Raw genomic sequence first — 19,893 nt, forward strand, 5'->3', positions numbered from 1 at the left:
ATCATGGCGAAGCATGGCCGCCTGGGCCTCCCGGGAAAGCCCCTAGCGCTGCAGTGCAACATGAGCGGGCCGCATAAAGAAAAACGGGCCGCAGTTGCGGCCCGTTTGGCTGAGTTGCAGGGCAAGCCCCGCAGCGATCATCAGAAGCGATGACGCAGGCCCAGCATGGCGCCCCCGCGCTTGTTGGCACCGTTCGTGAACAGGACTTCGCCGCTCGTCTTGGTGTAGTCGAACTCCAGGTAAGCGTCGGTGCGCTTGGAGAAGGCGTAGTCCAGCACCACAGCGTAGAAGTCCGCCTTGGACTTGATGTTGGCGTCGGTGCTGAAGCCCAGCGCATTGCGGAAAGGCAGCGCCAGATTCTGGATGGTGCCGTAGTGGGTCTGCTCGGACAGCCAGACGTTGGCGCCCACGTTCAGCTGCGGGGTCAGCTGGTAGGTGGCACCGAACATGATCATCGTGCGCTTCTTGATGTCGGCCGAGTCGGTATTGAACACGTTGGCGCCCAGGATGCCGCTGGTGTAGGCACCGCGGGTCAGCAGCGCAACGTTGGCCGGCGAGCCCGAGGCAGCCGAGGCCGCGAAGCCGGCTGCGCTCGTCTGGTTCAGCAGGGTGAAGGGGTTCTCGAACTTGTTCTCACCCCAGGACGCGTGCACGTACAGCGGACCGTCCGTGTACGACGCACCCAGCACGGTGGCCTTGATCTTCTTGCCGGTCTGCTCCGTGGCTTGCAGGTAGGCTGCGCCGCCACCCCACTTGCCGTCGTTGTAGCGACCCATCGCGCCGACGGTCTTGGTCGGCTGAGCAGCCGCCAGGCCCGACTGGCCTTCACCGGCGCTGACCTGGACCTCGGCGTAGAAATTGCCGACCTGGGCCAGGTACTTGACCATGTTGTCCTGACGCGCGGTCATGGACATGCCGATCTCAGGCTTGTAAGCCTCGATGTAGGGCGAGTAGCGGAAGGAGGCGAACGTCGACGTGTAGATGTCGAACAGGATGTTGTACTGACGGCCCAGGCGGATCTGGCCGAATTCGCTGGACTGCAGGCCCACCCAGGCCTGGCGCCAGAAATCCGGGCTGCCGCTGACGGCGCCGGTATCGGACTGCAGACGGTGCTCCAGGTTGGCCAGCGCCTTCAGGCCGCCACCCATGTCTTCGGTGACGTTCACACCCAGACGGCTTTGCGACATGCCGCCAGGCACGACGGTCTTGGTGCTGGTGCCGGCGTTGGCATTGCTGGTGTAGCGCACGCCGACGTCAACGATGCCGTACAGGGTCACGCTGGACTGGGCCCAGGCGGCCGTCGTGCTGGCAGCGAGGACGGCGAGGGCGAAAGTCGCTTTTTTCATCAAGGTTGTCTCCTGCGAATAATTGTGAACCGCTCGATTCTCAACCAAGCGTCGCCTTCGAACGCCAAGCTTGTTGTGCAATGTCCACAGCAATTCCCCTGTCTCGCACGGGACAAAAGAAAAGCCGCCCGAAGGCGGCTTTGGCTGAAGCGCGCGGCGCTGGGCGCCGCGATGCATCAGAAGCTGTGACGGATACCGACGTCGTAACCGGTCGACTTCAGGCCATTGGCCGTGGCGGCCGGGGCGCCTGCGACGGCGAAGCGGGCTGCACCGCTGTTCTTCAGTTGCGAGAACGTGGTGTACAGCGCGGTGCGCTTGGACAGGTTGTAGATGTAGCCAGCAGCGAACAGCTTGGCATCGCCGATGGCGGTGTAGCCGGTCACGGTGGTTTCAGCAGCGGCGTTGGCCTTGGCGTCCGTGTAGGCGGCCCACAGTTGACCTTGGCCCAGCGGAGCGGTGACGGAAGCCGTCACGATTTGCTGCTTGCGCGACTGGAACTTGGTCTCGGTGTAGGACAGCGACGGGCGGAAGATGCCGAAGTCGTAAGCGCCACCGATGGAGGTCAGCTTGAACTTGCTGGTGTCAGCGGCGTTGGACGTGCTGGCGTAGGCGCCCGACACGTGCAGCGGACCGGCCTTGTAGCCCAGGCGAACCGATTGACCCTTGTTCGTGCCCGTGCCTTCGCCAGCGGACACGTCGGCGCCGCCGTAGAAGCCGCCGAGGTTGGCCGGCAGCGAGTAGGACACGAGGTTGTCGGCGCGGCCGAAGGAGGTGCCGTTGCCGCTGCCCAGGTTGCTGTAGACGGCGCTGACGCTGCCCAGACCCGTGAAGGCAGTCGGGTCGAAGTCTTCGAGGTGCAGGCGCGACACGGTCTTGTTGCGACCCAGGCGCACTTCACCGAAGTCACCGGTCAGGCTGACCGTGGCACGACGGGCCCAGAAGGCGCCGCCGCTGGCCGCACCGGCCACGCCGGTGTCGGTATTGATTTCGGACTCGAGCCAGAAACCAGCCTTCAGGCCACCACCGAGGTCTTCGGTGCCGCGCACGCCGAAGCGGCTGGTGTTCAGGCCGCTGGAATCCAGCTTCTTCACCGCGAGGCCGCCGGTCTTGACGTACTTCACGTCGGCATCGATGACGCCGAAGAGGGTGACGGACGATTGCGCGACGGCAGCGCCGCCGGTCAGGCCCAGAACGGCCAGGGCAATCAGAGCTTTTTTCATTCAATACTCCTAGGTATTCATCCGAGCCGGGGCTGAAGGGCGCAGCGGCTCACCTCCTGTGAGGAAGTGGGCGTATTCCACCAGAGCTCGGGGTCGTTCGGGAATTCACGGATATGAAAATGTGTGTTGTCGTTGCGGAGTCACAACGTCACGCGCGATTCACCTTTTGGTCATTGATATACGGGTTAATTAGATGGAATTGCTTGCAGGCCTCCCCTCGCCTCGGCCCCTGAACTGGCAGGACCGGCTGATCAGCGCTTTGGACGCCGGCCTGCGCACGGTGTTCGTGCCCACCCGCGCCACCCGGCCGACACCGGCTGCGGGGATGGAGCCGCCCGAGTTGGCGGAGGCAGACCGACGCGGGGCGCAAGCGCTGATGCGTGTCAATCACGTGGGGGAAATCTGCGCTCAGGCGCTGTATCAGTCGCAGGCGCTCTTCAGCCGCAGCGACGACGCTCGCCGTCACTTTGAGGCGGCTGGCCAGGAAGAGCTTGACCATCTCGCCTGGACCGCCGAGCGCATCCAGCAGTTGGGCGGTCACACCAGCCACCTGGCGCCGCTGTGGTGGGCGGGCGCGTTTGCCTGGGGCAGCCTGGCGGGCATCGCCGGTGACAAATGGAGCTTGGGCTTCGTCGTCGAAACCGAGCGTCAGGTGGAAGCCCACCTCGCGGGCCACCTGGAGCGACTGCCGCAAACCGACACCGTCTCACGTGCCATCGTGGAACAGATGCGCCAGGAAGAAGCCGCACACGCTGACGAAGCGCTGGCCCGGGGAGCAAGTCTCCTGCCCGCGCCCATCCCGGCGCTGATGCGCACCGCGGCCAAGGTCATGACGACCGTGGCTCACCGCATCTGATCAGCCGTCGACGACCTCGAACGACGTCGTGATGGCCGAGGTCTTGGCCAGCATGGCCGTGGCCGAGCAGTATTTCTCGTGAGACAGGGCCACGGCGCGCTCGACGATCTCGGGCTTGAGCGCCTTGCCGGTCACGACGAAGTGGAAATGGATGGCGGTGAAGACCTTGGGGTCGCTCGTCGCGCGCTCGGCCTTCAGGGCCACCTTGCAGCCGCGCACGTCGTGCCGACCGCGCTTCAGGATGAGCACCACGTCATAGGCGGTGCAACCGCCGGTGCCGGCGAGCACCATCTCCATCGGGCGCGGCGCCAGATTGCGACCGCCACCGTCCGGCGCGCCGTCCATCGACACCACATGCCCGCTGCCGGTCTCGGCAACAAAGCTCATGCCACTCGGGCCCTCGGGGCCCAGCCAACTGACGGTGCATTCCATGGTGAGTTTTTAGAGGCCAGGCCCCAATTCGTTCACAGAAAAATATTGCGGCGCAGCATAACGCGGCGCTACACTGCGAACCAAGCGAAAACGTTTTCGCACCGATTGTCTCCTCCACCGCCTCCATGGTGGATTCAACCCGAGCTTGCAAAAGCTCGGGTTTTTTTTCGCCGAAGGCAGCCAGGGCCTGGCGCTGGGGGCACTCCCCTATCATGCGGCGCCGCAACAAGACCGCATGGAGACCCGATGAGCCCCGCCCGGCCGCCCTCGCCCCCGCGACGCAAGCCCGCCCGGAAGGCGACAGCCCAGGCACCGGCCATGCTCCCGCCAGGCAGCAGCTACCTCCAGCGCATCCTGAACGCCCGCGTCTACGAAGTCGCCCGCGAGACCTCGCTGGACGCCGCTCCCAAGCTGTCCCGGCGCCTGGGCAACAAGGTCTGGCTCAAGCGCGAGGACGAGCAGGACGTCTTCAGCTTCAAGCTCCGCGGCGCCTACAACAAGATGGCCCACCTGTCGCCCGAGCAGCGTGCAGCGGGGGTCATCTGCGCGTCGGCCGGCAACCATGCGCAAGGCGTGGCCCTGTCAGCCCGCAAGCTCGGCTGTCGCGCGGTCATCGTGATGCCGGTGACGACGCCTCAGGTCAAGATTGATGCCGTCCGTGGCCATGGCGGCGAGGTCGTGCTGTTCGGTGAGAGCTTCACGGACGCCTTCGGCCATGCCAAGGAACTGGAGCGCGACCAGGGCCTGACCTTCGTCCACCCCTTCGACGACCCGGACGTCATTGCCGGCCAGGGCACCATCGCCATGGAGCTGCTGCGCCAGCACCCAGGCCCCATCGACGCCATCTTCGTGGCCATCGGCGGCGGCGGCCTGATCTCGGGCGTGGCGGCCTACGTCAAGGCGCTGCGCCCGGAGATCAAGGTCATTGGCGTGCAGACCACCGATTCCGACGCCATGCTGCGCTCGGTGAAGGCGGGCAAGCGCGTCACGCTCAATGATGTGGGCCTGTTCGCCGATGGCACGGCCGTCAAGCTGGTCGGGGAGGAGACCTTCCGCATCACCCGCGAGTTGGTGGACGACTTCATCGTGGTCGACACCGACGCCGTGTGCGCCGCGATCAAAGACGTGTTCGAGGACACCCGCTCCATCCTGGAGCCCTCCGGCGCCATGAGCGTCGCAGCCGCCAAGCAGTATGTCGCCCGGACCGGCGCCAAGGGCCAGTCGCTGGTCGCGATCACGTGCGGCGCGAACATGAATTTCGACCGGCTGCGCTTCGTGGCCGAGCGGGCCGAGGTGGGCGAACAGCGCGAAGCCCTGTTCGCGGTGACCATCCCGGAGGCGCGAGGCAGCTTCAAGCGCTTCTGCGAGCTGCTCGGCCCGCGCAGCGTGACCGAGTTCAACTACCGCATCGCCGACGACAAGGTGGCCCACATCTTCGTCGGTGTGGCCATCTCCAAGCCGGACGAGGCCGCCAAGCTCGCCCGCACCTTCACCAAGGCGGGCTTCCAGACGCTGGACCTGACCAACGACGACCTGGCCAAGGAGCACATCCGCCACATGGTCGGGGGGCGCAGCGACCTGGCGCGCAACGAGCGCCTGTACCGCTTCGTCTTCCCAGAGCGCCCCGGCGCGCTGATGCGCTTTCTGTCGAGCATGCACCCGGACTGGAACATCAGCCTGTTCCACTACCGCAACCAGGGCGCTGACTATGGCCGCATCCTGGTCGGCATCCAGGTTCCCAAGGGTGATGCGGGGGCGTTGCGCGATTTTCTGGACGGCCTCAACTATCCGTACGAAGACGAGTCCCACAATCCGGTCTATCGCTTGTTCCTCGGTTGAGTTGAAATCCGGGGGTTTGCCACCCTTCGCACCATGACCGTTGCCCAACAGTCGCTGATTTCCCCGACCGCCAACCCGGAACTCGAACGCGCCCTGCGTGACCGCGTGGACCGCCGCTCGGCGATCGCGGGCGGGCTGGGCGAGTTGGAGCCGCTGGCGGTGCGGCTGGGCCTGGTGCAGAACAGCCTCACGCCACGCTTTCGCGACCCGGTGCTGGCTCTGTTCGCGGCCGACCACGGCATCGTGGTCGACGGCGTCGGGGCGCAATGGGGCCGGGCGACCAAGGATCAGGTGCAGATGGCGCTGCATGCCCAACTGCCGGTTTCGGTCTTCGCGCGACTGCAAGGCCTGCACCTGACGGTGGTGGACTGTGGCGTGGCAGACAACCTGCCGCCCCATGCCCGCCTGCTGGCTCGCAAGGTGGCGCATGGGACACGCAATGCCCGCACCGGCCACGCCATGAGCCTGGACCAGGCCCACGCCGGCGTCCGGGTCGGCATGGAGATCGCCGACAACCTGCCCGGCAATGTGCTGGCCTGCGCGTCCATGGGCCAGGGCTCGGCTGAATGCGCGGCGCTCGTGCTGTCGCGGCTGTCAGACCAGCCGGTGCGGGACTTCGTCGTCTCCGGCCCGACGATGCGCCAGGACGACCTCACCCACCTGCTCGACGTGCTGCACGGCGCGCTGGCCCGCCATCGCGACGCCAAGGAGCCGATGGACGTGCTCGCGGCTTTCGGCGGCTATGAACTGGCGGTGATGGTCGGCGCCATGCTGGTGGCCGCGAGCAAGCGCAGCCTCATCATCATCGACGGCATTGCCGCCTGCGCGGCGCTCAAGCTGGCCTCGCTCATCTGCGCGCCGGTGACGGACTACGCCGTGTTCTGCCGCAGCCATGTGCACCGCGGCCTGGACGAAGCGCTGGCGCTCTTCCATGCCTCCGCCCTGCTCGAGTTGGGCATGGACAGCGCCGACGGCACGGGTGCGGCACTTGCCTGGCCCATGATCCGCGCGGCCGGCGCCATGCTGACCGATCTGCACGAAGTGGCCGAAGCCCGCGTGGCGGTGCGGCCAGCGCCCGGCATCAACATTCCCACGCTGGGCGCCTGAGCGGCGCCAGGTGGCCTATTGGGTCGCGGTCTCCTGCCGCGCCGGTGGGCCATTGACCTGCGGCGCCGCCGGATTCGGGTTGGCGGGCTGGGCCTGTGGCATGGGGATGGGGGTCAGCCCCGCGGCCGGCGGCGTGGCGCGCAGCGGCACACCGGCCGCGCCTGCATTCGGATTGCCGCCGAGCACAACATTAGACGGTTGAGCCGGTGGCAACGATCCGGTGGCAGGCGCTGCCGGCGGGCTGATCTGCAGCACCTGCACCGCACTCTGGCCGGCCAGGCCAAGGCTCGCGCTGCGGGCGTCGACCCGCAACAGGCACAGGTCGCCGTCGACGATGGCTCCGACACGCACCGTGCGCGCCACGCCGTCGACTTCAATCAGAGCCACACCCTCGCCGGCCTCGGCCGCCTTGGCGCTCTTCGGGGCCACGACACCGATCAGGCGAAGCCGGGTGGAAGCCGCGACCTCGGGTTCCGCAGTCGCCTCCTGAGGCGTCACGCCCAGCAGCCGACTCAGGTCAACCGCGCCGCTGCGCCCCTCGCCGGCCGGCGTGACCGACGACGGCATGGGCAGCGGACGGGCGAACAATTGCAGGCCCCAGTAGGCCACCGAGCCGCCGAGCAGCAGCCACACCGAAAACGCCATGAATCGAGCAAGCATCGCCCCATTATGATGGCCCGGTCATCGCAGCTCCGTGCTCCCACGCTCCCCGACATGCGCCGTTTCCATCCCGCCCGCGGCTTCACGCTGATCGAACTGCTCGTCGTGCTCGTCATCATTGGCGTGCTGGCCGCCCTGGTCGTGCCCAATGTGCTTGACCGCGCGGAAGACGCGCGCGTCACCGCAGCCCGCACCGACGTGAACAACCTGATGCAGGCGCTGAAGATGTACAAGCTGGACAACCAGCGCTACCCCAGCGGCGAGCAAGGCCTCGACGCCCTGGTGCACAAGCCCACCACCGGCACGCCGCCGCCCAACTGGAAGCCCTATCTCGAGAAGCTCCCCAACGACCCCTGGGGCCACCCCTATCAGTACGCCAACCCTGGTGTGAAGGGCGAGGTCGATGTCTACAGCTTTGGCGCCGACGGCCGTCCCGGCGGCGAGGGCCGTGACGCCGACATCGGCTCCTGGCAGTAAGGCGCCGCGTCTGGCCTGCAGCGCTGTTCGCCGCTCGGCGGGCTTCACGCTGATCGAGCTGCTGGTCGTCGTGGCGCTGATTGCGATCAGCAGCGCGACGATCATGCTGGCGCTGCGGGACCCGGCTGAGCTGCAGTTGCAGCGTGAGGCGCAGCGCCTGGCCGCGCTGCTCGAAGCGGCGCGCGCCGAAAGCCGCGCGTCCGGGCTGACCGTGCGCTGGATTCCCAAGGGGCTCAAAGGCGGTGACGACTTCCGCTTCGAGGGGCTCCCGCGCACGCTGCAACTGCCCACGCGCTGGCTGGGCGAGCCCGTGGCCGTGCAGATCGCCGACGCCACTGCGGCCAACCCCGGTCTGGTGCTCGGCCCCGAACCCATCATCCCGGCGCAACGGCTCAGGCTGCAACTCGGCAGCCAGCAGCTGACCCTGGGCACCGACGGCCTGGGTGCCTTCGAGATCGTGGGCAATCCATGAAACTGGCGCGCGGCTTCACGCTCATCGAGGTGCTGGTGGCGCTTGTCATCGTGGCCATCGCGCTGGGCGCCGGCATCAAGGCTGCCGGGGCTCTGGGCAACAACGCCGAGCGCCTGGCCCAGGTGAGCGCCGCGCAATGGTGCGCCGAGAACCTGCTGACCGAACTGCGCCTGAACCAGCAGTCTCAGAACCAATTCCCCGACATCGGCGAGTCACCCTTCAGCTGCGAGCAGTTGGGGCGCAGCTATGTGGGCACGCTCAAGGTCAGCCCGACGCCCAACCCCAACTTCCGGCGCATCGACGCTGCCGTGGCGGACGACCAGGGCGTGCCCTTGCTGAGCCTGTCGACCATCATGGGCAAGTTCTGATGCGCCGCCCTGCCCTACGCCGCGGCAGCGCGGGCTTCACGCTGGTCGAAGTGCTGGTGGCCCTGGTCGTGATGGCCACGATGGCCGCCATGGCCTGGCGCGGCATCGACGCGCTGGTGCGCAGCCGCGAGACCGCGCAAGGCCACCTGGCCCAGACCGCCCGGCTGCAGACCGTCATGGCGCAATGGGAAGTGGACCTGCGCGCCCTGCAGGACAGCCACAGCCCCGTGCAACCCCTGGCCTTCGATGGCGGCAACCTGGTGCTGACGCGACAAGGCAACGGCGGCCTGCAGGTGGTGGTGTGGAGCCTGCGCGAGGGCAGCCTGTGGCGCTGGGAAAGTCCCGCGGTGCGCGTCGTCGAAGACCTGGAAGACCAGCGCCAGCGCGGCCTGCAGCAACTGGCGCAGCGCAATCCTTCGCTGCGCGCCTTCGACGGCGTGGCCAGTTGGCAGTTCTACTGCTACTGGGGCAATGCCTGGAGCAACTGCCAGTCCACCGGCACCACGACCAGCAATGCCGGGCCGGTCAAGACCACCAACCCCACGCCCGCGGGCCTGCGCATCGCGATGCAGTTCGCCGAAGGCAGCGGCCTGAGCGGCACCCTGACGCGCGAGCTGGAGGTGACCGTCCGATGAGATGCCGCCCGGTCGCCCTGACGAGCAGCAGGCCAACGCAGCGAGGCGCCGCCCTGCTGACCGCGATGATCATCGTCACCCTCATCGCCAGTCTCGCAGCGGGCATGGTCTGGCAGCAGTACCGCGCGGTGCAGATCGAGGCCGCCGATCGCGCGCGGGCCCAGAGCGCATGGATCCTGCAGGGCGCGCTCGACTGGGCCCGCCTCATCCTGCAGGAAGACGCCAAACAAAACCGCAACAAGCCGGTCGACCACCTCGGCGAGCCCTGGGCGGTGCCGCTGGCCGAGGCACGGCTGTCGACCTTCCTGGCCGCCGACAAGAACTCGGCCTCGGACGATGAGGGCCCGGAGGCCTTTCTGTCGGGCAGCATCGAAGACGCCCAGAGCCGCTACAACCTGCGCGCCCTGCTCGGCGGCAGCACCGTGCCGCCGCTGGAGCAGCGGGTGCTGGAGCGGCTGTGCAGCCAGGTCAATGCGCCGCCCGGCACTGCGGCCGTGATCATTGCCGGCATGCGCGCGGCCTTCCCGAGTGCCGCCAGCGGGGCCAGTGCGCCCGCCGCCAGCGCCAGCGAGACCGGCCCGCTGCAACCCGCGGGGCTGGACCAGCTGAGTTGGTTCGGCCTGGATGCGGACACCATCAAGCGCCTGCAGCCCTACTTGGTGCTGCTCCCGAAGGCCACGCCGGTCAACCTGAACACGGCCCCGCGCGAGGTCATCGCGGCCCTGTTCGATGGCGTGGACCTCGCCACCGCCGAGCGCATGGTGCAGGGGCGCAAGGCCAAGCCGCTGAACGACATCGCCAACGACGCGGCCGCCTACCTGTCAGCCGATGCCCTGGCGCAGGCCACGGCCGCGCGGGCTGCGGTGACCTCGTCCTATTTCATCGTCACGGGCCGACTGCGGCTGGAAGAACGCCAGCTCGAGCAACGTTCTCTCATCGAACGCCAGAACCTCAACATGGTGGTGCTGGCCCGCGAACGCATCAATCAGCTGCTGGATCGGTGATGCCCCGAAGTCGACACCGGCTACACCTGTTCACCGTGCATGCGCCCCCGGCGCCGGCAACCTCACGCCCCCCTCCTAGAATGCGCCGCGCCTTCTGAGCCCCTATGAGCACCCTGCTGCTGTTCCTGCCCCCACGAGCGCGCCTGCGTGCGCCTGGCCGCGCCATGCCCGAGGGGGCGCTGCGCGAGTACGACTACGCCCTCACGGCCGACGGCCGCCAGGTCACTGCCGAGGGGCGCGCTACGCCTGCCGCACTGCCGGCCGCCGACAGCGTCATCGCGGTCATCGCCGAGTCGGACATCAGCTGGCGGCGGGTGGAGCTGCCGCGCGCCGGCCGCCACATGCGGGCCGCCCTGGCCGGCAAGCTCGAAGAGGTGCTGCTGGACGAACCCGACACCCTGCACTTCGCGCTGGAGCCGGACGCTGTCGGCGGCGACACGGCCTGGGTGGCAGTCACCTCGCGCCCCTGGCTGGTCGACCATCTCGCCCATCTGGAGGCGGCACAGGTCTTCATCGACCGCGTCGCGCCGCTGTCCTGGCCCGACGAACTCGCGCGCGGCCATTTCTTCGAGATGCCCAACGAGCGTGGCGTCAGCGTGGCCCTGCGCTGGAGCCATGCCGAGGGCGTGGCCACGCTGCCACTGGAAGGCGGCCTCGCGCGTCAGTTCTTTCCGCCCGGCCTCGTGCATGCCGCGCAATGGACGGCCACCGCTGCCGCAGCCACCGAGGCTGAACGGTGGCTGGGCACGACCGTCACCATCCAGACGCCAGCACAGCGCGCACTCGGCGTGCTCGACAGCGCCTGGGACCTGCGCCAGTTCGACCTGGCCCCGCGCGCCCGCGGTGTGCGCGCCCTGCGCCTGGTGACCCGCGAGCTGATGCGCAAGCCCTGGCGGCCGGTTCGCATCGGGCTGGTAGGGCTGGCGCTGGTGCAGGTCATCGGCCTGAACCTCTGGGCGTGGCAGCAGCAGCGCGAGCTGTCTGCACGCCGCCAGGCCGTCACCGCCGCCCTGACCGACACCTTCCCGCAGGTGCGCGCCATCCTGGACGCGCCGGTGCAGATGCAAAAACAGCTCGACCTGCTGCGGGTCAGCGCCGGCAGCATCGGCGACCAGGATCTCGAAGCCCTGCTCGGTGCCGCCGCCACCGCCTGGCCGGGTGACCGCCCGCCGACCGAGGCCCTGGCCTTCGAGCCTGGGCGCCTGACCGTGTCGGCCCAGGGCTGGAGCCCGGCGCAGATCGACACCTTCCGAAACCAGCTGCGCAGCGAAGGCTGGCAGCTCGACGCCAGCGAAGGCAAGCTGACCATCAGCCGCGCCAGCGCACAGGGACGCAGCTGATGGCCCGTTCGAACCTTTCCTCCAACGGCCAGAGCCTGTCCGAGCAGTGGCAGCAGCTCAAGGGCCAGGCCCTCACGCAATGGGAGGCCATGGGCGAACGTGAGCGCATCGCGCTTGCCGCCGTCGGCGCGCTGCTCGTGCTGCTGCTGGCCTGGAGCCTGCTGCTGGCCCCTGCGTTGCGCACCCTCAAGACGGCACCTGCCGAGCTGGAAAGGCTCGACGGTCAGCTGCAGCAGATGCAGGCCCAGGCACAAGAGGCCAAGGCACTGCGCGCCGCACCGGCCGTGCCGCCCGCCCAGGCCCAGGCCGCGCTGACGGCCTCGGTGGAACACCTGGGCCCGGCTGCCCGGCTCAATCTCACGGGCGACCGCGCAGTCGTCACGCTCACGGGCATCGCGCCGGAGGCGCTGCAAGCCTGGCTCGGCGAAGTGCGCTCCGCCGCACGGGCCCGCCCGGTCGAGGCGCAACTCACGCGCGGCCCCAAAGGCTACGCAGGCACCCTCGTGCTGACGCTGGGAGGCAACTGATGGCCTGGTTGCGCAAGACGGCCCAAGCCGCCCCGGTGGCGGGCGATTCAGTGCTCGGCACCCCGGCCGCCGGCGGTCGCGCCGTGCGGCACATCACGCCCCGGCGCTGGAGCATCGGCGGCGCGCTGCTGGGCATCCTGGTGGCCTTCATCGCGTTTGCGCCAGCCAGCTGGCTCGCGCGTGCCCTGGCTTCGGCCACCGAGCAGCACCTGCTGATCGTCGACACCCGCGGCAGCATCTGGAACGGCTCGGGTGTGCTGGTGCTGACCGGCGGCGCCGGCAGCCGGGATGCCTCGGCCCTGCCGGGCCGGCTGCACTGGCGCATGAGCTTGAAGGGCATGGGCTTGCAACTCGCCGCCCGCCAGGACTGCTGCATCAACGGCGAGCTTTTGCTCGGCATCCAGCCGGGCCTGGGCCGCATGGCCATCAGCGTGGACAACAAGGCCGACTGGCTGGCCCGCCTGCCCGCCGGCGTGCTGGCCGGGCTGGGCACGCCGTGGAACACGCTGCAGCTGGGGGGCTCCTTGCGCCTGTCCGCCCGCGACCTGCGGCTGGAGTCCGTGCAAGGCCGCTGGCGCCAATTCGGCGAACTGCAGCTCGACCTGGCCAACCTGTCCTCGCGCGTCTCCACCGTCGCGCCGCTGGGCAGCTACCGCTTCACCGTGACGGCCGACCCGGGCAACCCGGGCGTGAGCACCCTGCGCCTGTCCACGCTGGAGGGCGCGCTTCAACTGTCGGGCGTGGGCACGCTCACCAGCGGCGGCAAGAGCCGCTTCACCGGCGAGGCCGGGGCCGCACCCGGCCGCGAAGAAGCGCTGAACAACCTGCTGAACATCATCGGGCGCCGCCAAGGCGCGCGCTCCGTCCTGACGATCGGATGATCATGAATCTCCACCGCACCGCCACCTCCGCCGCCGCCATCACGGCCCTGTTGCTGGCAGCCGGCACGGCCGCCGCACAGCCCGACAACGCCCACGTGCAGCGCGGCCGGCCCGCGGGCCCGGCCGTCAAGGCCAGCTCCCCGGTGACGCTGAACTTCGTCAATGCCGACATCGAGGCCGTGACCCGCGCGATCGGCGTGATGCTCAACCGCCAGATCATCATCGACCCGCGCGTGAAGGGCACGATCACGGTCTACAGCGAGCAGCCCGTCTCGGTGGCCGACGCCTACCGCAACTACCTCGCCGCGCTGCGCGGCCTGGGCTTCACGGTGGTGGAGTCGGCCGGCTTCCTGAAGGTGCTGCCCGAGCCGGACGCCAAGGTTCAGGCCGGCTCGGTGGCCGTCGAGTCCAGCAACATCCGGGGCGACCAGATCATCACGCAGATCTTCCGCATCCAGCACGAGAACGCCAACAACCTCGTCGCGACGCTGCGCCCGCTGATCAGCCCCAACAACACCATCAATGCCAACCCGGGCAACAACAGCCTGGTCATCACCGACTACGCCGACAACCTGCAGCGCATCGCCAAGATCATCGCGGCGATGGACACGCCGGGCACGAGCGACATCGAGATCGTGCCGCTCAAACACGCCGTGGCAGCCGACTTGGCGCCGCTGGTGCAGCGCCTGGCCGATGGCGGCACGCCCGCCGGCGCCGCGGTGCCGGGGCAGAGCAGCAGCACCGTCAACGTGCTGGTCGACCCGCGCGCCAACGGCCTCATCCTGCGCGCCAGCAACCCCGCCCGGCTCGCTGCCGTGCGCGCCATGGTCGACAAGCTCGACCAGCCCAGCAGCGACGGCGGCAACAGCATCCGCGTCGTCTACCTGAAGAACGCCGACGCCGTGAAGCTGGCCACCGTGCTGCGCGCTGCGTTCGGCGCGGCCGCCTCGGCCAACAGCAACAGCGGCGGCAGCAGTGCCAGCGGCACCGGCAGCCTGCTGTCGGCCGGCACGAACAACAACACCAACCAGACGCTCACCGGCAGCACCAGCAGCACAGGCACCAACAGCGGCGGCATGAATTCCACGGCCGCCACGTCACCGCTGAGCCAGTCGGCCGGGCCGTCGACGGGTGGCTTCGTGCAGGCCGACCCGTCCACCAATTCGCTGATCATCACGGCGCCCGAGCCGCTGTACCGCCAGGTGCGCGCGGTCATCGAGCAGCTCGACGCCCGCCGCGCCCAGGTCTACGTGGAGTCGCTCATCGTCAAGATCGACAACACCAAGGCGGCGCAGTTCGGCGTGCAGTGGCAGAGCCTGTTCGGCAGCAAGGGGGACGCCACCATTCCGGGCGCAGGCACCAACTTCGGCACCGGCCTGTCCAACATCATCAACGCGACCGGCGCGGTGGCCAATGGCACGTCGGGCGTGACCTCGGCGCTGAGCAGCGCCGCAGCGCCGACCGGCCTGAACATCGGCCTGCTGAAGAAGTTCGGCAGCATCTACACGCTGGGCGCCGTGGCCAACTTCTTCGAGAGCCAGAGCGGCGCCAACGTGCTGTCCACACCCAACCTGGTGTCGCTGGACAACGAGGAGGCCCGCATCGTCATCGGCCAGAACGTGCCTTTCGTGACGGGCTCCTACGCCAGCACCTCCACCAGCGGCACCGTCAACCCCTTCACCACCGTCGACCGCAAGGACGTGGGCCTGACGCTGAAGGTGAAGAGCCAGATCGGCGAGGGCGGCACGGTGCGCATGGTGGTCTACCAGGAGAACTCGTCGGTCGTGCCCGGCTCCAGCGGCACCACCGGCCCGACACTGGACAAGAGCGCCATCGAGACCAGCGTCGTGGTGGACGATGGCGACGTCATCGTGCTGGGCGGCCTGCTGAAGGACGAGTACACCGACGGCGACGATGGCGTGCCGGGCCTGTCCAAGATCCCGGTGCTGGGCAACTTGTTCACGAGCAAGAACCGCAAGCGCGTGAAGACCAACCTGATGGTCTTCCTGCGCCCCGTGGTCATGCGCACGGCGGAGAGCGCCAACCAGCTGTCCATGGACCGCTACGAAAGCATCCGCGCCGTGCAGCAGGGCGCGCAGCCCCAGAAGAACATGCTGCTGCCCGACACCGGCGCGCCCGTCCTGCCGGAAGCCAAGGACGCGTCGCCGCGCAAGCCGCTGCCGCAGCAATAAGCCCTCTGCCATGGCCGCGACCCGCCACCCCCTGCCCTACGCCTTCGCCAAGGCCAACACCGTGCTGCTGGAAGACGACGGCAGCACGCTGACGCTGTGGGCACCGCCCGACGTCGGCTGGGCCACGCTGTCCGAAGTGCAGCGCCTGTATGCCGTGGACCGCCTGGAATCGGAGGCGGCGCCATCGCTGGCCGAGCGCATCAATGCCGCCTACGCCGGCAGCGAGAGCAGTGCCGCCGTGGTGGTGGGCGAGGTGGAGAGCGCGGTGGACCTGTCGCGCATGATGCAGGACCTGCCCGCGGTGGAAGACCTGCTGGAAGCCGCCAACGACGCGCCCATCATCCGCATGCTCAACGCCCTGCTCACGCAGGCGGCCAAGGACGGCGCGAGCGATATCCACATCGAGCCCTACGAGCGCAGCAGCTCGGTGCGCTTCCGCGTGGATGGCACCTTGCGCGAGGTGGTGCAGCCCAACCGGGCCCTGCACGCGGCCCTGATCTCGCGCCTGAAAATCATGGCCGAGCTCGACATCGCCGAGAAGCGCCTGCCGCAGGACGGTCGCATCTCGCTGCGCATCGGCGGCCGCGCCATTGATGTGCGGGTGTCCACCCTGCCGTCCGCCCACGGAGAACGCGCCGTGCTGCGCCTGCTCGACAAGAGCGAATCCAAGTTCACGCTCGAAGGCCTGGGCATGGATGGCAAGGTGCTGTCGGCCTTCAAGCAGCTGGTCCAGCAGCCGCACGGCATCGTGCTTGTGACCGGACCGACCGGCTCGGGCAAGACGACTTCGCTCTACGCCTCGCTGCAAACGGTCGACACCAGCACCACCAACGTGTTGACCGTGGAAGACCCGATCGAATACGAGCTGCCCGGCATCGGACAGACCCAGGTCAACAGCAAGATCGACCTGACCTTCGCCAAGGCCCTGCGCGCCATCCTGCGCCAGGACCCGGACGTCATCATGATCGGCGAGATCCGCGACTACGAGACCGCGCAGATCGCCATCCAGGCCTCGCTCACCGGTCACCTGGTGCTGGCCACCCTCCACACCAACGACGCACCCAGCGCCGTCACTCGGCTGACCGACATGGGCGTCGAGCCCTTCCTGCTCAGCAGCTCGCTGTTGGGCGTGCTGGCCCAACGCCTGGTACGGCGGCTGTGCCCGGTGTGCAAGCGCCAGGACGGCGAAGGCCACTGGCACCCCGTGGGCTGTGAGGCCTGCGGCCACACCGGCTACAAGGGCCGCACGGGCGTGTACGAGCTGATGGTGGCCGATGACGCCGTGCGCAGCCTCATCCACAACCGCGCAGCCGAGAGCGAGCTGCAGGCGGCTGCCCAGGCTGCCGGTCTGCGCTCGATGCGCGAGGACGGCGAGCGGCTCATCGCGGCCGGCGTGACCTCGCTCGAAGAAGTGCTCCGCGTGACCCGCGAGTAGGCGAAGCGCCGTGCCAGCCTACAAGTACGAAGCCCTCACCGAGGCCGGCCGCCAGAGCAGCGGCCTGATCGAGGCCGACAACCCGCGCGCCGCCCGCGCCGCGGTGCGCGCGCTGGGCCTGACGCCGCTGTCCATCGACACCGTGCAGCAGCACGGCGCTCAGGAGGGCAGCCGCTTCACGCGCCGCGTGTTCAACCCCACCGCCCTGGCGGTGTGGACGCGCCAGTTGGCCGGTCTGGTCGGCTCCGGGCTGCCCATCGAGCGAGCCCTGACGGCCCTGGCCGAGGAAAGCGAAGACACCCGCCAGCGTGAGCTCATCAGCCAGCTCAAGGCCGAGGTGAATGCCGGCTCGGCGTTCGCGCGGGCGCTGGCCTCGGCACCGCGCGAGTTCGACGATGTCTACCGCGGCGTGGTCGCCGCCGGCGAACAAAGCGGCGCCCTCGGCCAGGTGCTGGAAAAGCTCGCCGACGACCTGGAGGAACGCCAGGACCTCAAGGCCAAGGTCGTGGGTGCCATGGCCTACCCGGCCATCGTTTCGCTGATCTCGGTGTTCATCATCATCTTCCTGGTGACCTATGTCGTGCCGCAGATCGCGACCGTCTTCACCAGCTCCAAGCGCACCCTGCCTGCGCTCACCGTGGCGATGCTCGCCATCAGCGACTTCGTGAGGGCCTGGGGCTGGGCGATGCTCGCGGGCCTGATCGCAGCCGGCGTGGGCCTGCGCTATGCGCTCAAGGCGCCAGCCTTCCGACTGCGCTTCGATGCGGGCGTGCTGGGTCTGCCGCTGCTCGGGCGGCTCACACGGGGCTACAACGCGGCGCGCTTTGCCGGCACCCTGGCCATGCTGGCCGCCTCGGGCGTGCCGATCCTGAAGGCGCTGCAGGCCGCGGCCGAGACGCTCTCCAACCGGGCCATGCAGGCCGATGCGCTCGACGCCCTCGTGATGGTGCGCGAAGGCGCACCCTTGGGCTCGGCCCTGGCGGGCAAGAAGCGCTTCCCCGGCATCCTCGCGATGTTCGCCCGCCTGGGCGAGCAGACCGGCGAACTGCCCGACATGCTGGGGCGGGCCGCCAAGCAGCTCGGCACCGAAGTCCAGCGCCGCGCGATGGCTGCGGCCACGTTGCTGGAGCCACTGCTCATCGTCGCGATGGGCGCCGTGGTGCTGCTGATCGTGCTGGCGGTGCTCTTGCCGATCATTCAGCTCAACACCTGGGTCCGGTAAACCCACCCCCTACCGCAGCGAAGCTGCGGCCCCCTCAAGGGGGCGCTCGCGGCTGACCGGCGAAGCCGGATCAGCGCGAGCCGCTGGAGGGGGTGCGGCGGGAAGCAGCCCACCCCCTACCGCAGCAAAGCTGCGGCCCCCTCAAGGGGGCGCTCGCGGCTGACCGGCAGAGCCGGATCAGCGCGAGCTGCTGGAGGGGATGCGGCGCTATCGCGCGCATCGCCAACGCCGGGTTGTTCTGCCGTGCAGTCGGACGGTGAACCGACGCGAGGCTTCAGCGGAGCCTGAAGGTCGCCACGACGCCGCTGAGGCGTGCGGCCTGGTCCTTGAGGCTTTCGGCGGCGGCGGTGGATTCCTCGACGAGGGCGGCGTTCTGCTGGGTCATCTTGTCGAGGTCGGCCACGGCGACGTTGACCTGGCCGATGCCCTGGCTCTGCTCCGTGGCGGCGGTGCTGATCTCGCCGACGATGTCGGTCACGCGCTGCACGCTGGTGACGATCTCGGTCATGGTGCCGCCAGCCTCTTCGACGAGGCGGGCGCCGGCCTCGACCTGGTCGACACTGGCGCCGATCAGCGCCTTGATCTCGCGGGCGGCTTCGGCGCTACGCTGTGCCAGGGTGCGCACCTCACCAGCCACCACCGCGAAGCCGCGGCCTTGCTCGCCGGCCCGCGCGGCTTCCACGGCGGCGTTCAGCGCCAGGATGTTGGTCTGGAAGGCGATGCCGTCAATGGTGCCAATGATGTCGCCGATGCGGCGGCTGGAGGCATGGATGGCCGTCATGGTGCTCACCACCTGGTTGACCACTTCGCCGCCGCGCACGGCCACCTGCGTGGCCGAGGTCGCAAGCTGGTTGGCCTGGGCGGCCGAGTCGGCACTGTGGCGCACGGTGCTGGTGAGCTCTTCCATGGCGCTGGCGGTCTCCTCCAGGTTGGAGGCGGTCTGCTCGGTGCGCGCGCTCAGGTCGGCATTGCCGCTGGCGATCTCGCTGCTGGCGGTGGTGATGTTGTCGACCACGCCGCGCACCTGCTGCAAAGCCTGGCGCAGCGCTTCGCGCATGGCGTCGAGGGCGCGCAGCAGCTGGCCAGTTTCGTCCGAGCCGTAGTGGCGCTGGGCGTCGCCGCTGAGGTTCATGTCAGCGATCTCGTGCGCGACGCGCTCAGCGGTGCGCAGTGGGCCGGTGATGCTGCGCGTGAGCAGCACGCTCAGCGCAATGCCAATGACCAGGGCCATGGCCGTGGCGCCGACCAGCACGGCCACGGTGCGCGAGCGCAGCGCTTCCACGCGCTGGCCCGAGGCATCGAGTTGGCTGCGCTGGCGGGCGGCCATCTGGGACACCCCTTCCAGATAGCTCTTGGACGTGGGCTCGAACTGCTCCGCGAAAATCTTGCTCGCACCTTCCACATCGCCCGCCTTCTTGGCCTTGCTCACCGCATCGCGTGCGGCGAGATAGGCCTTGCGCAGCTCGCCGATGCGCGCGAACAGCTCGCGCTCCTCGGGCGAGTCCAGCTCCGACTCGATGAGCTTCTGCAACTCGTTGGTTTCCGCGATGGCCGCAGCCGAGGCCGGCGCGAAGTACTCGACGAGCGAGGGGTCGCTGCTCTTGGCGATGGCCGCAGCGCGCTGCACACCGGAGCTGGTGTTGCGCATCCAGTCGGTCGCGGCACGCTCCACCTTCAGGTCGCGCGCAAACATGTCGTCCACCTCGCGGCCGAGCTTGCGCAGCTCCCAGACTGCCAAGGCGCTGCTGAGAACCAGCAAGCCGAGGATGGTGGACAGCACGAGAGCCAGACGTCGGCCGATGGAACCCTGCGCCGCAGTGAACAAGGACATGGTGCGTTCTCCTGTAAACCGCGCATGTTCGGTGCACAGGCGCACCGGC

Annotated in this window: 19 protein-coding genes; 14 read left to right on the forward strand and 5 right to left on the reverse strand. The window is 68.7% G+C overall.

Going from position 1 to position 19,893, the window contains the following annotated elements; genetic code table 11:
• Positions 1-140: 140 nt before the first annotated feature.
• Both CDO81_RS06315 and CDO81_RS06320 read right to left on the reverse strand, forming a co-directional pair.
• Positions 141-1,346, reverse strand: a complete 1,206-nt coding sequence (locus CDO81_RS06315) for a porin (RefSeq protein WP_088482241.1) — start codon at positions 1,344-1,346, stop codon at positions 141-143.
• A 176-nt stretch (positions 1,347-1,522) separates the two neighbouring features.
• The gene (locus CDO81_RS06320) at positions 1,523-2,566 is read right to left on the reverse strand and encodes a porin (RefSeq protein WP_088482242.1); all 1,044 of its coding nucleotides are present in this window, start codon (positions 2,564-2,566) and stop codon (positions 1,523-1,525) included.
• 193 nt (positions 2,567-2,759) lie between these two features.
• On the opposite strand from CDO81_RS06320, the gene coq7 reads away from it, so the two are divergent.
• Positions 2,760-3,422, forward strand: coding sequence for a 2-polyprenyl-3-methyl-6-methoxy-1,4-benzoquinone monooxygenase (gene coq7, locus CDO81_RS06325; RefSeq protein ID WP_088482243.1), 663 nt, complete (start codon positions 2,760-2,762; stop codon positions 3,420-3,422).
• Here coq7 and CDO81_RS06330 read toward each other — a convergent pair whose 3' ends face one another.
• Positions 3,423-3,854: an OsmC family protein gene (locus tag CDO81_RS06330; RefSeq protein ID WP_088482244.1), complete on the reverse strand. Its 432-nt coding sequence runs from the start codon at positions 3,852-3,854 to the stop codon at positions 3,423-3,425.
• Positions 3,855-4,172: 318 nt separating this feature from the next.
• On the opposite strand from CDO81_RS06330, the gene ilvA reads away from it, so the two are divergent.
• Together ilvA and CDO81_RS06340 are read left to right on the forward strand one after the other, a co-directional pair.
• Positions 4,173-5,693: a threonine ammonia-lyase, biosynthetic gene (gene ilvA / locus CDO81_RS06335; RefSeq protein ID WP_241516861.1), complete on the forward strand. Its 1,521-nt coding sequence runs from the start codon at positions 4,173-4,175 to the stop codon at positions 5,691-5,693.
• A 33-nt stretch (positions 5,694-5,726) separates the two neighbouring features.
• Positions 5,727-6,800: a nicotinate-nucleotide--dimethylbenzimidazole phosphoribosyltransferase gene (locus CDO81_RS06340; protein ID WP_088482246.1), complete on the forward strand. Its 1,074-nt coding sequence runs from the start codon at positions 5,727-5,729 to the stop codon at positions 6,798-6,800.
• Positions 6,801-6,815: 15 nt separating this feature from the next.
• Here the strand turns inward: CDO81_RS06340 and CDO81_RS06345 are convergent, their stop codons facing one another.
• Positions 6,816-7,460, reverse strand: a complete 645-nt coding sequence (locus CDO81_RS06345) for a hypothetical protein (protein ID WP_144397147.1) — start codon at positions 7,458-7,460, stop codon at positions 6,816-6,818.
• A gap of 54 nt (positions 7,461-7,514) precedes the next feature.
• Here CDO81_RS06345 and gspG point away from each other — a divergent pair, with 54 nt between their 5' ends.
• The 11 genes from gspG (at position 7,515) to gspF (ending at position 18,013) form a co-directional block, all read left to right on the forward strand.
• Positions 7,515-7,937, forward strand: a complete 423-nt coding sequence (gspG, locus tag CDO81_RS06350) for a type II secretion system major pseudopilin GspG (protein WP_088482467.1) — start codon at positions 7,515-7,517, stop codon at positions 7,935-7,937.
• Positions 7,909-8,409: a prepilin-type N-terminal cleavage/methylation domain-containing protein gene (locus CDO81_RS06355; protein WP_241516862.1), complete on the forward strand. Its 501-nt coding sequence runs from the start codon at positions 7,909-7,911 to the stop codon at positions 8,407-8,409. The genes gspG and CDO81_RS06355 overlap by 29 nt, the downstream gene beginning before the upstream one ends.
• Positions 8,406-8,777 carry a type II secretion system minor pseudopilin GspI gene (gspI, locus tag CDO81_RS06360; protein ID WP_088482249.1) on the forward strand — a complete coding sequence of 124 codons (372 nt, stop codon included), beginning with the start codon at positions 8,406-8,408 and terminating at the stop codon, positions 8,775-8,777. Before CDO81_RS06355 ends, gspI begins: the two co-directional genes overlap by 4 nt.
• Positions 8,777-9,412: a PulJ/GspJ family protein gene (locus tag CDO81_RS06365; protein WP_088482250.1), complete on the forward strand. Its 636-nt coding sequence runs from the start codon at positions 8,777-8,779 to the stop codon at positions 9,410-9,412. The genes gspI and CDO81_RS06365 overlap by 1 nt, the downstream gene beginning before the upstream one ends.
• Entirely contained in the window at positions 9,409-10,416 is a 1,008-nt protein-coding gene (gene gspK / locus CDO81_RS06370) for a type II secretion system minor pseudopilin GspK (RefSeq protein WP_088482251.1), read from the forward strand. The genes CDO81_RS06365 and gspK overlap by 4 nt, the downstream gene beginning before the upstream one ends.
• A 104-nt stretch (positions 10,417-10,520) precedes the next feature.
• Positions 10,521-11,756 carry a type II secretion system protein GspL gene (gene gspL, locus CDO81_RS06375; protein ID WP_088482252.1) on the forward strand — a complete coding sequence of 412 codons (1,236 nt, stop codon included), beginning with the start codon at positions 10,521-10,523 and terminating at the stop codon, positions 11,754-11,756.
• Positions 11,756-12,283 (forward strand): type II secretion system protein GspM, encoded by a 528-nt coding sequence (gspM, locus tag CDO81_RS06380; protein WP_088482253.1) that lies wholly within the window; start codon positions 11,756-11,758, stop codon positions 12,281-12,283. The genes gspL and gspM overlap by 1 nt, the downstream gene beginning before the upstream one ends.
• Positions 12,283-13,164, forward strand: a complete 882-nt coding sequence (gspN, locus tag CDO81_RS06385) for a type II secretion system protein N (protein WP_088482254.1) — start codon at positions 12,283-12,285, stop codon at positions 13,162-13,164. Before gspM ends, gspN begins: the two co-directional genes overlap by 1 nt.
• Before the next feature lie 2 nt (positions 13,165-13,166).
• Complete coding sequence (gene gspD / locus CDO81_RS06390) at positions 13,167-15,356, forward strand: type II secretion system secretin GspD (RefSeq protein ID WP_088482468.1); 2,190 nt, start codon at positions 13,167-13,169, stop codon at positions 15,354-15,356.
• A 10-nt stretch (positions 15,357-15,366) separates the two neighbouring features.
• Positions 15,367-16,791, forward strand: a complete 1,425-nt coding sequence (gene gspE, locus CDO81_RS06395) for a type II secretion system ATPase GspE (RefSeq protein WP_088482255.1) — start codon at positions 15,367-15,369, stop codon at positions 16,789-16,791.
• Between the two features lie 10 nt (positions 16,792-16,801).
• Complete coding sequence (gspF, locus tag CDO81_RS06400; RefSeq protein ID WP_088482256.1) at positions 16,802-18,013, forward strand: type II secretion system inner membrane protein GspF; 1,212 nt, start codon at positions 16,802-16,804, stop codon at positions 18,011-18,013.
• 274 nt (positions 18,014-18,287) lie between these two features.
• Here the strand turns inward: gspF and CDO81_RS06405 are convergent, their stop codons facing one another.
• The gene (locus tag CDO81_RS06405; RefSeq protein ID WP_088482257.1) at positions 18,288-19,844 is read right to left on the reverse strand and encodes a methyl-accepting chemotaxis protein; all 1,557 of its coding nucleotides are present in this window, start codon (positions 19,842-19,844) and stop codon (positions 18,288-18,290) included.
• Positions 19,845-19,893 lie beyond the last annotated feature (49 nt).

This window comes from Roseateles puraquae, from assembly GCF_002205845.1.
Classification (GTDB): domain Bacteria; phylum Pseudomonadota; class Gammaproteobacteria; order Burkholderiales; family Burkholderiaceae_C; genus Pelomonas; species Pelomonas puraquae.

Bases quoted from the DNA above. Each gene is read 5' to 3' on its own strand.
- CDO81_RS06365 (WP_088482250.1), top strand. From the start codon at position 8,777: ATGCGCCGCCCTGCCCTACGCCGCGGCAGCGCGGGCTTCACGCTGGTC.
- gspL (WP_088482252.1), top strand. From the start codon at position 10,521: ATGAGCACCCTGCTGCTGTTCCTGCCCCCACGAGCGCGCCTGCGTGCG.
- CDO81_RS06345 (WP_144397147.1), bottom strand. From the start codon at position 7,460: ATGCTTGCTCGATTCATGGCGTTTTCGGTGTGGCTGCTGCTCGGCGGC.
- CDO81_RS06315 (WP_088482241.1), bottom strand. From the start codon at position 1,346: ATGAAAAAAGCGACTTTCGCCCTCGCCGTCCTCGCTGCCAGCACGACG.
- gspD (WP_088482468.1), top strand. From the start codon at position 13,167: ATGAATCTCCACCGCACCGCCACCTCCGCCGCCGCCATCACGGCCCTG.
- ilvA (WP_241516861.1), top strand. From the start codon at position 4,173: ATGCTCCCGCCAGGCAGCAGCTACCTCCAGCGCATCCTGAACGCCCGC.
- CDO81_RS06340 (WP_088482246.1), top strand. From the start codon at position 5,727: ATGACCGTTGCCCAACAGTCGCTGATTTCCCCGACCGCCAACCCGGAA.
- gspN (WP_088482254.1), top strand. From the start codon at position 12,283: ATGGCCTGGTTGCGCAAGACGGCCCAAGCCGCCCCGGTGGCGGGCGAT.
- gspG (WP_088482467.1), top strand. From the start codon at position 7,515: ATGCGCCGTTTCCATCCCGCCCGCGGCTTCACGCTGATCGAACTGCTC.
- gspM (WP_088482253.1), top strand. From the start codon at position 11,756: ATGGCCCGTTCGAACCTTTCCTCCAACGGCCAGAGCCTGTCCGAGCAG.
- gspE (WP_088482255.1), top strand. From the start codon at position 15,367: ATGGCCGCGACCCGCCACCCCCTGCCCTACGCCTTCGCCAAGGCCAAC.
- gspI (WP_088482249.1), top strand. From the start codon at position 8,406: ATGAAACTGGCGCGCGGCTTCACGCTCATCGAGGTGCTGGTGGCGCTT.
- gspK (WP_088482251.1), top strand. From the start codon at position 9,409: ATGAGATGCCGCCCGGTCGCCCTGACGAGCAGCAGGCCAACGCAGCGA.
- coq7 (WP_088482243.1), top strand. From the start codon at position 2,760: ATGGAATTGCTTGCAGGCCTCCCCTCGCCTCGGCCCCTGAACTGGCAG.
- CDO81_RS06330 (WP_088482244.1), bottom strand. From the start codon at position 3,854: ATGGAATGCACCGTCAGTTGGCTGGGCCCCGAGGGCCCGAGTGGCATG.
- CDO81_RS06405 (WP_088482257.1), bottom strand. From the start codon at position 19,844: ATGTCCTTGTTCACTGCGGCGCAGGGTTCCATCGGCCGACGTCTGGCT.
- CDO81_RS06320 (WP_088482242.1), bottom strand. From the start codon at position 2,566: ATGAAAAAAGCTCTGATTGCCCTGGCCGTTCTGGGCCTGACCGGCGGC.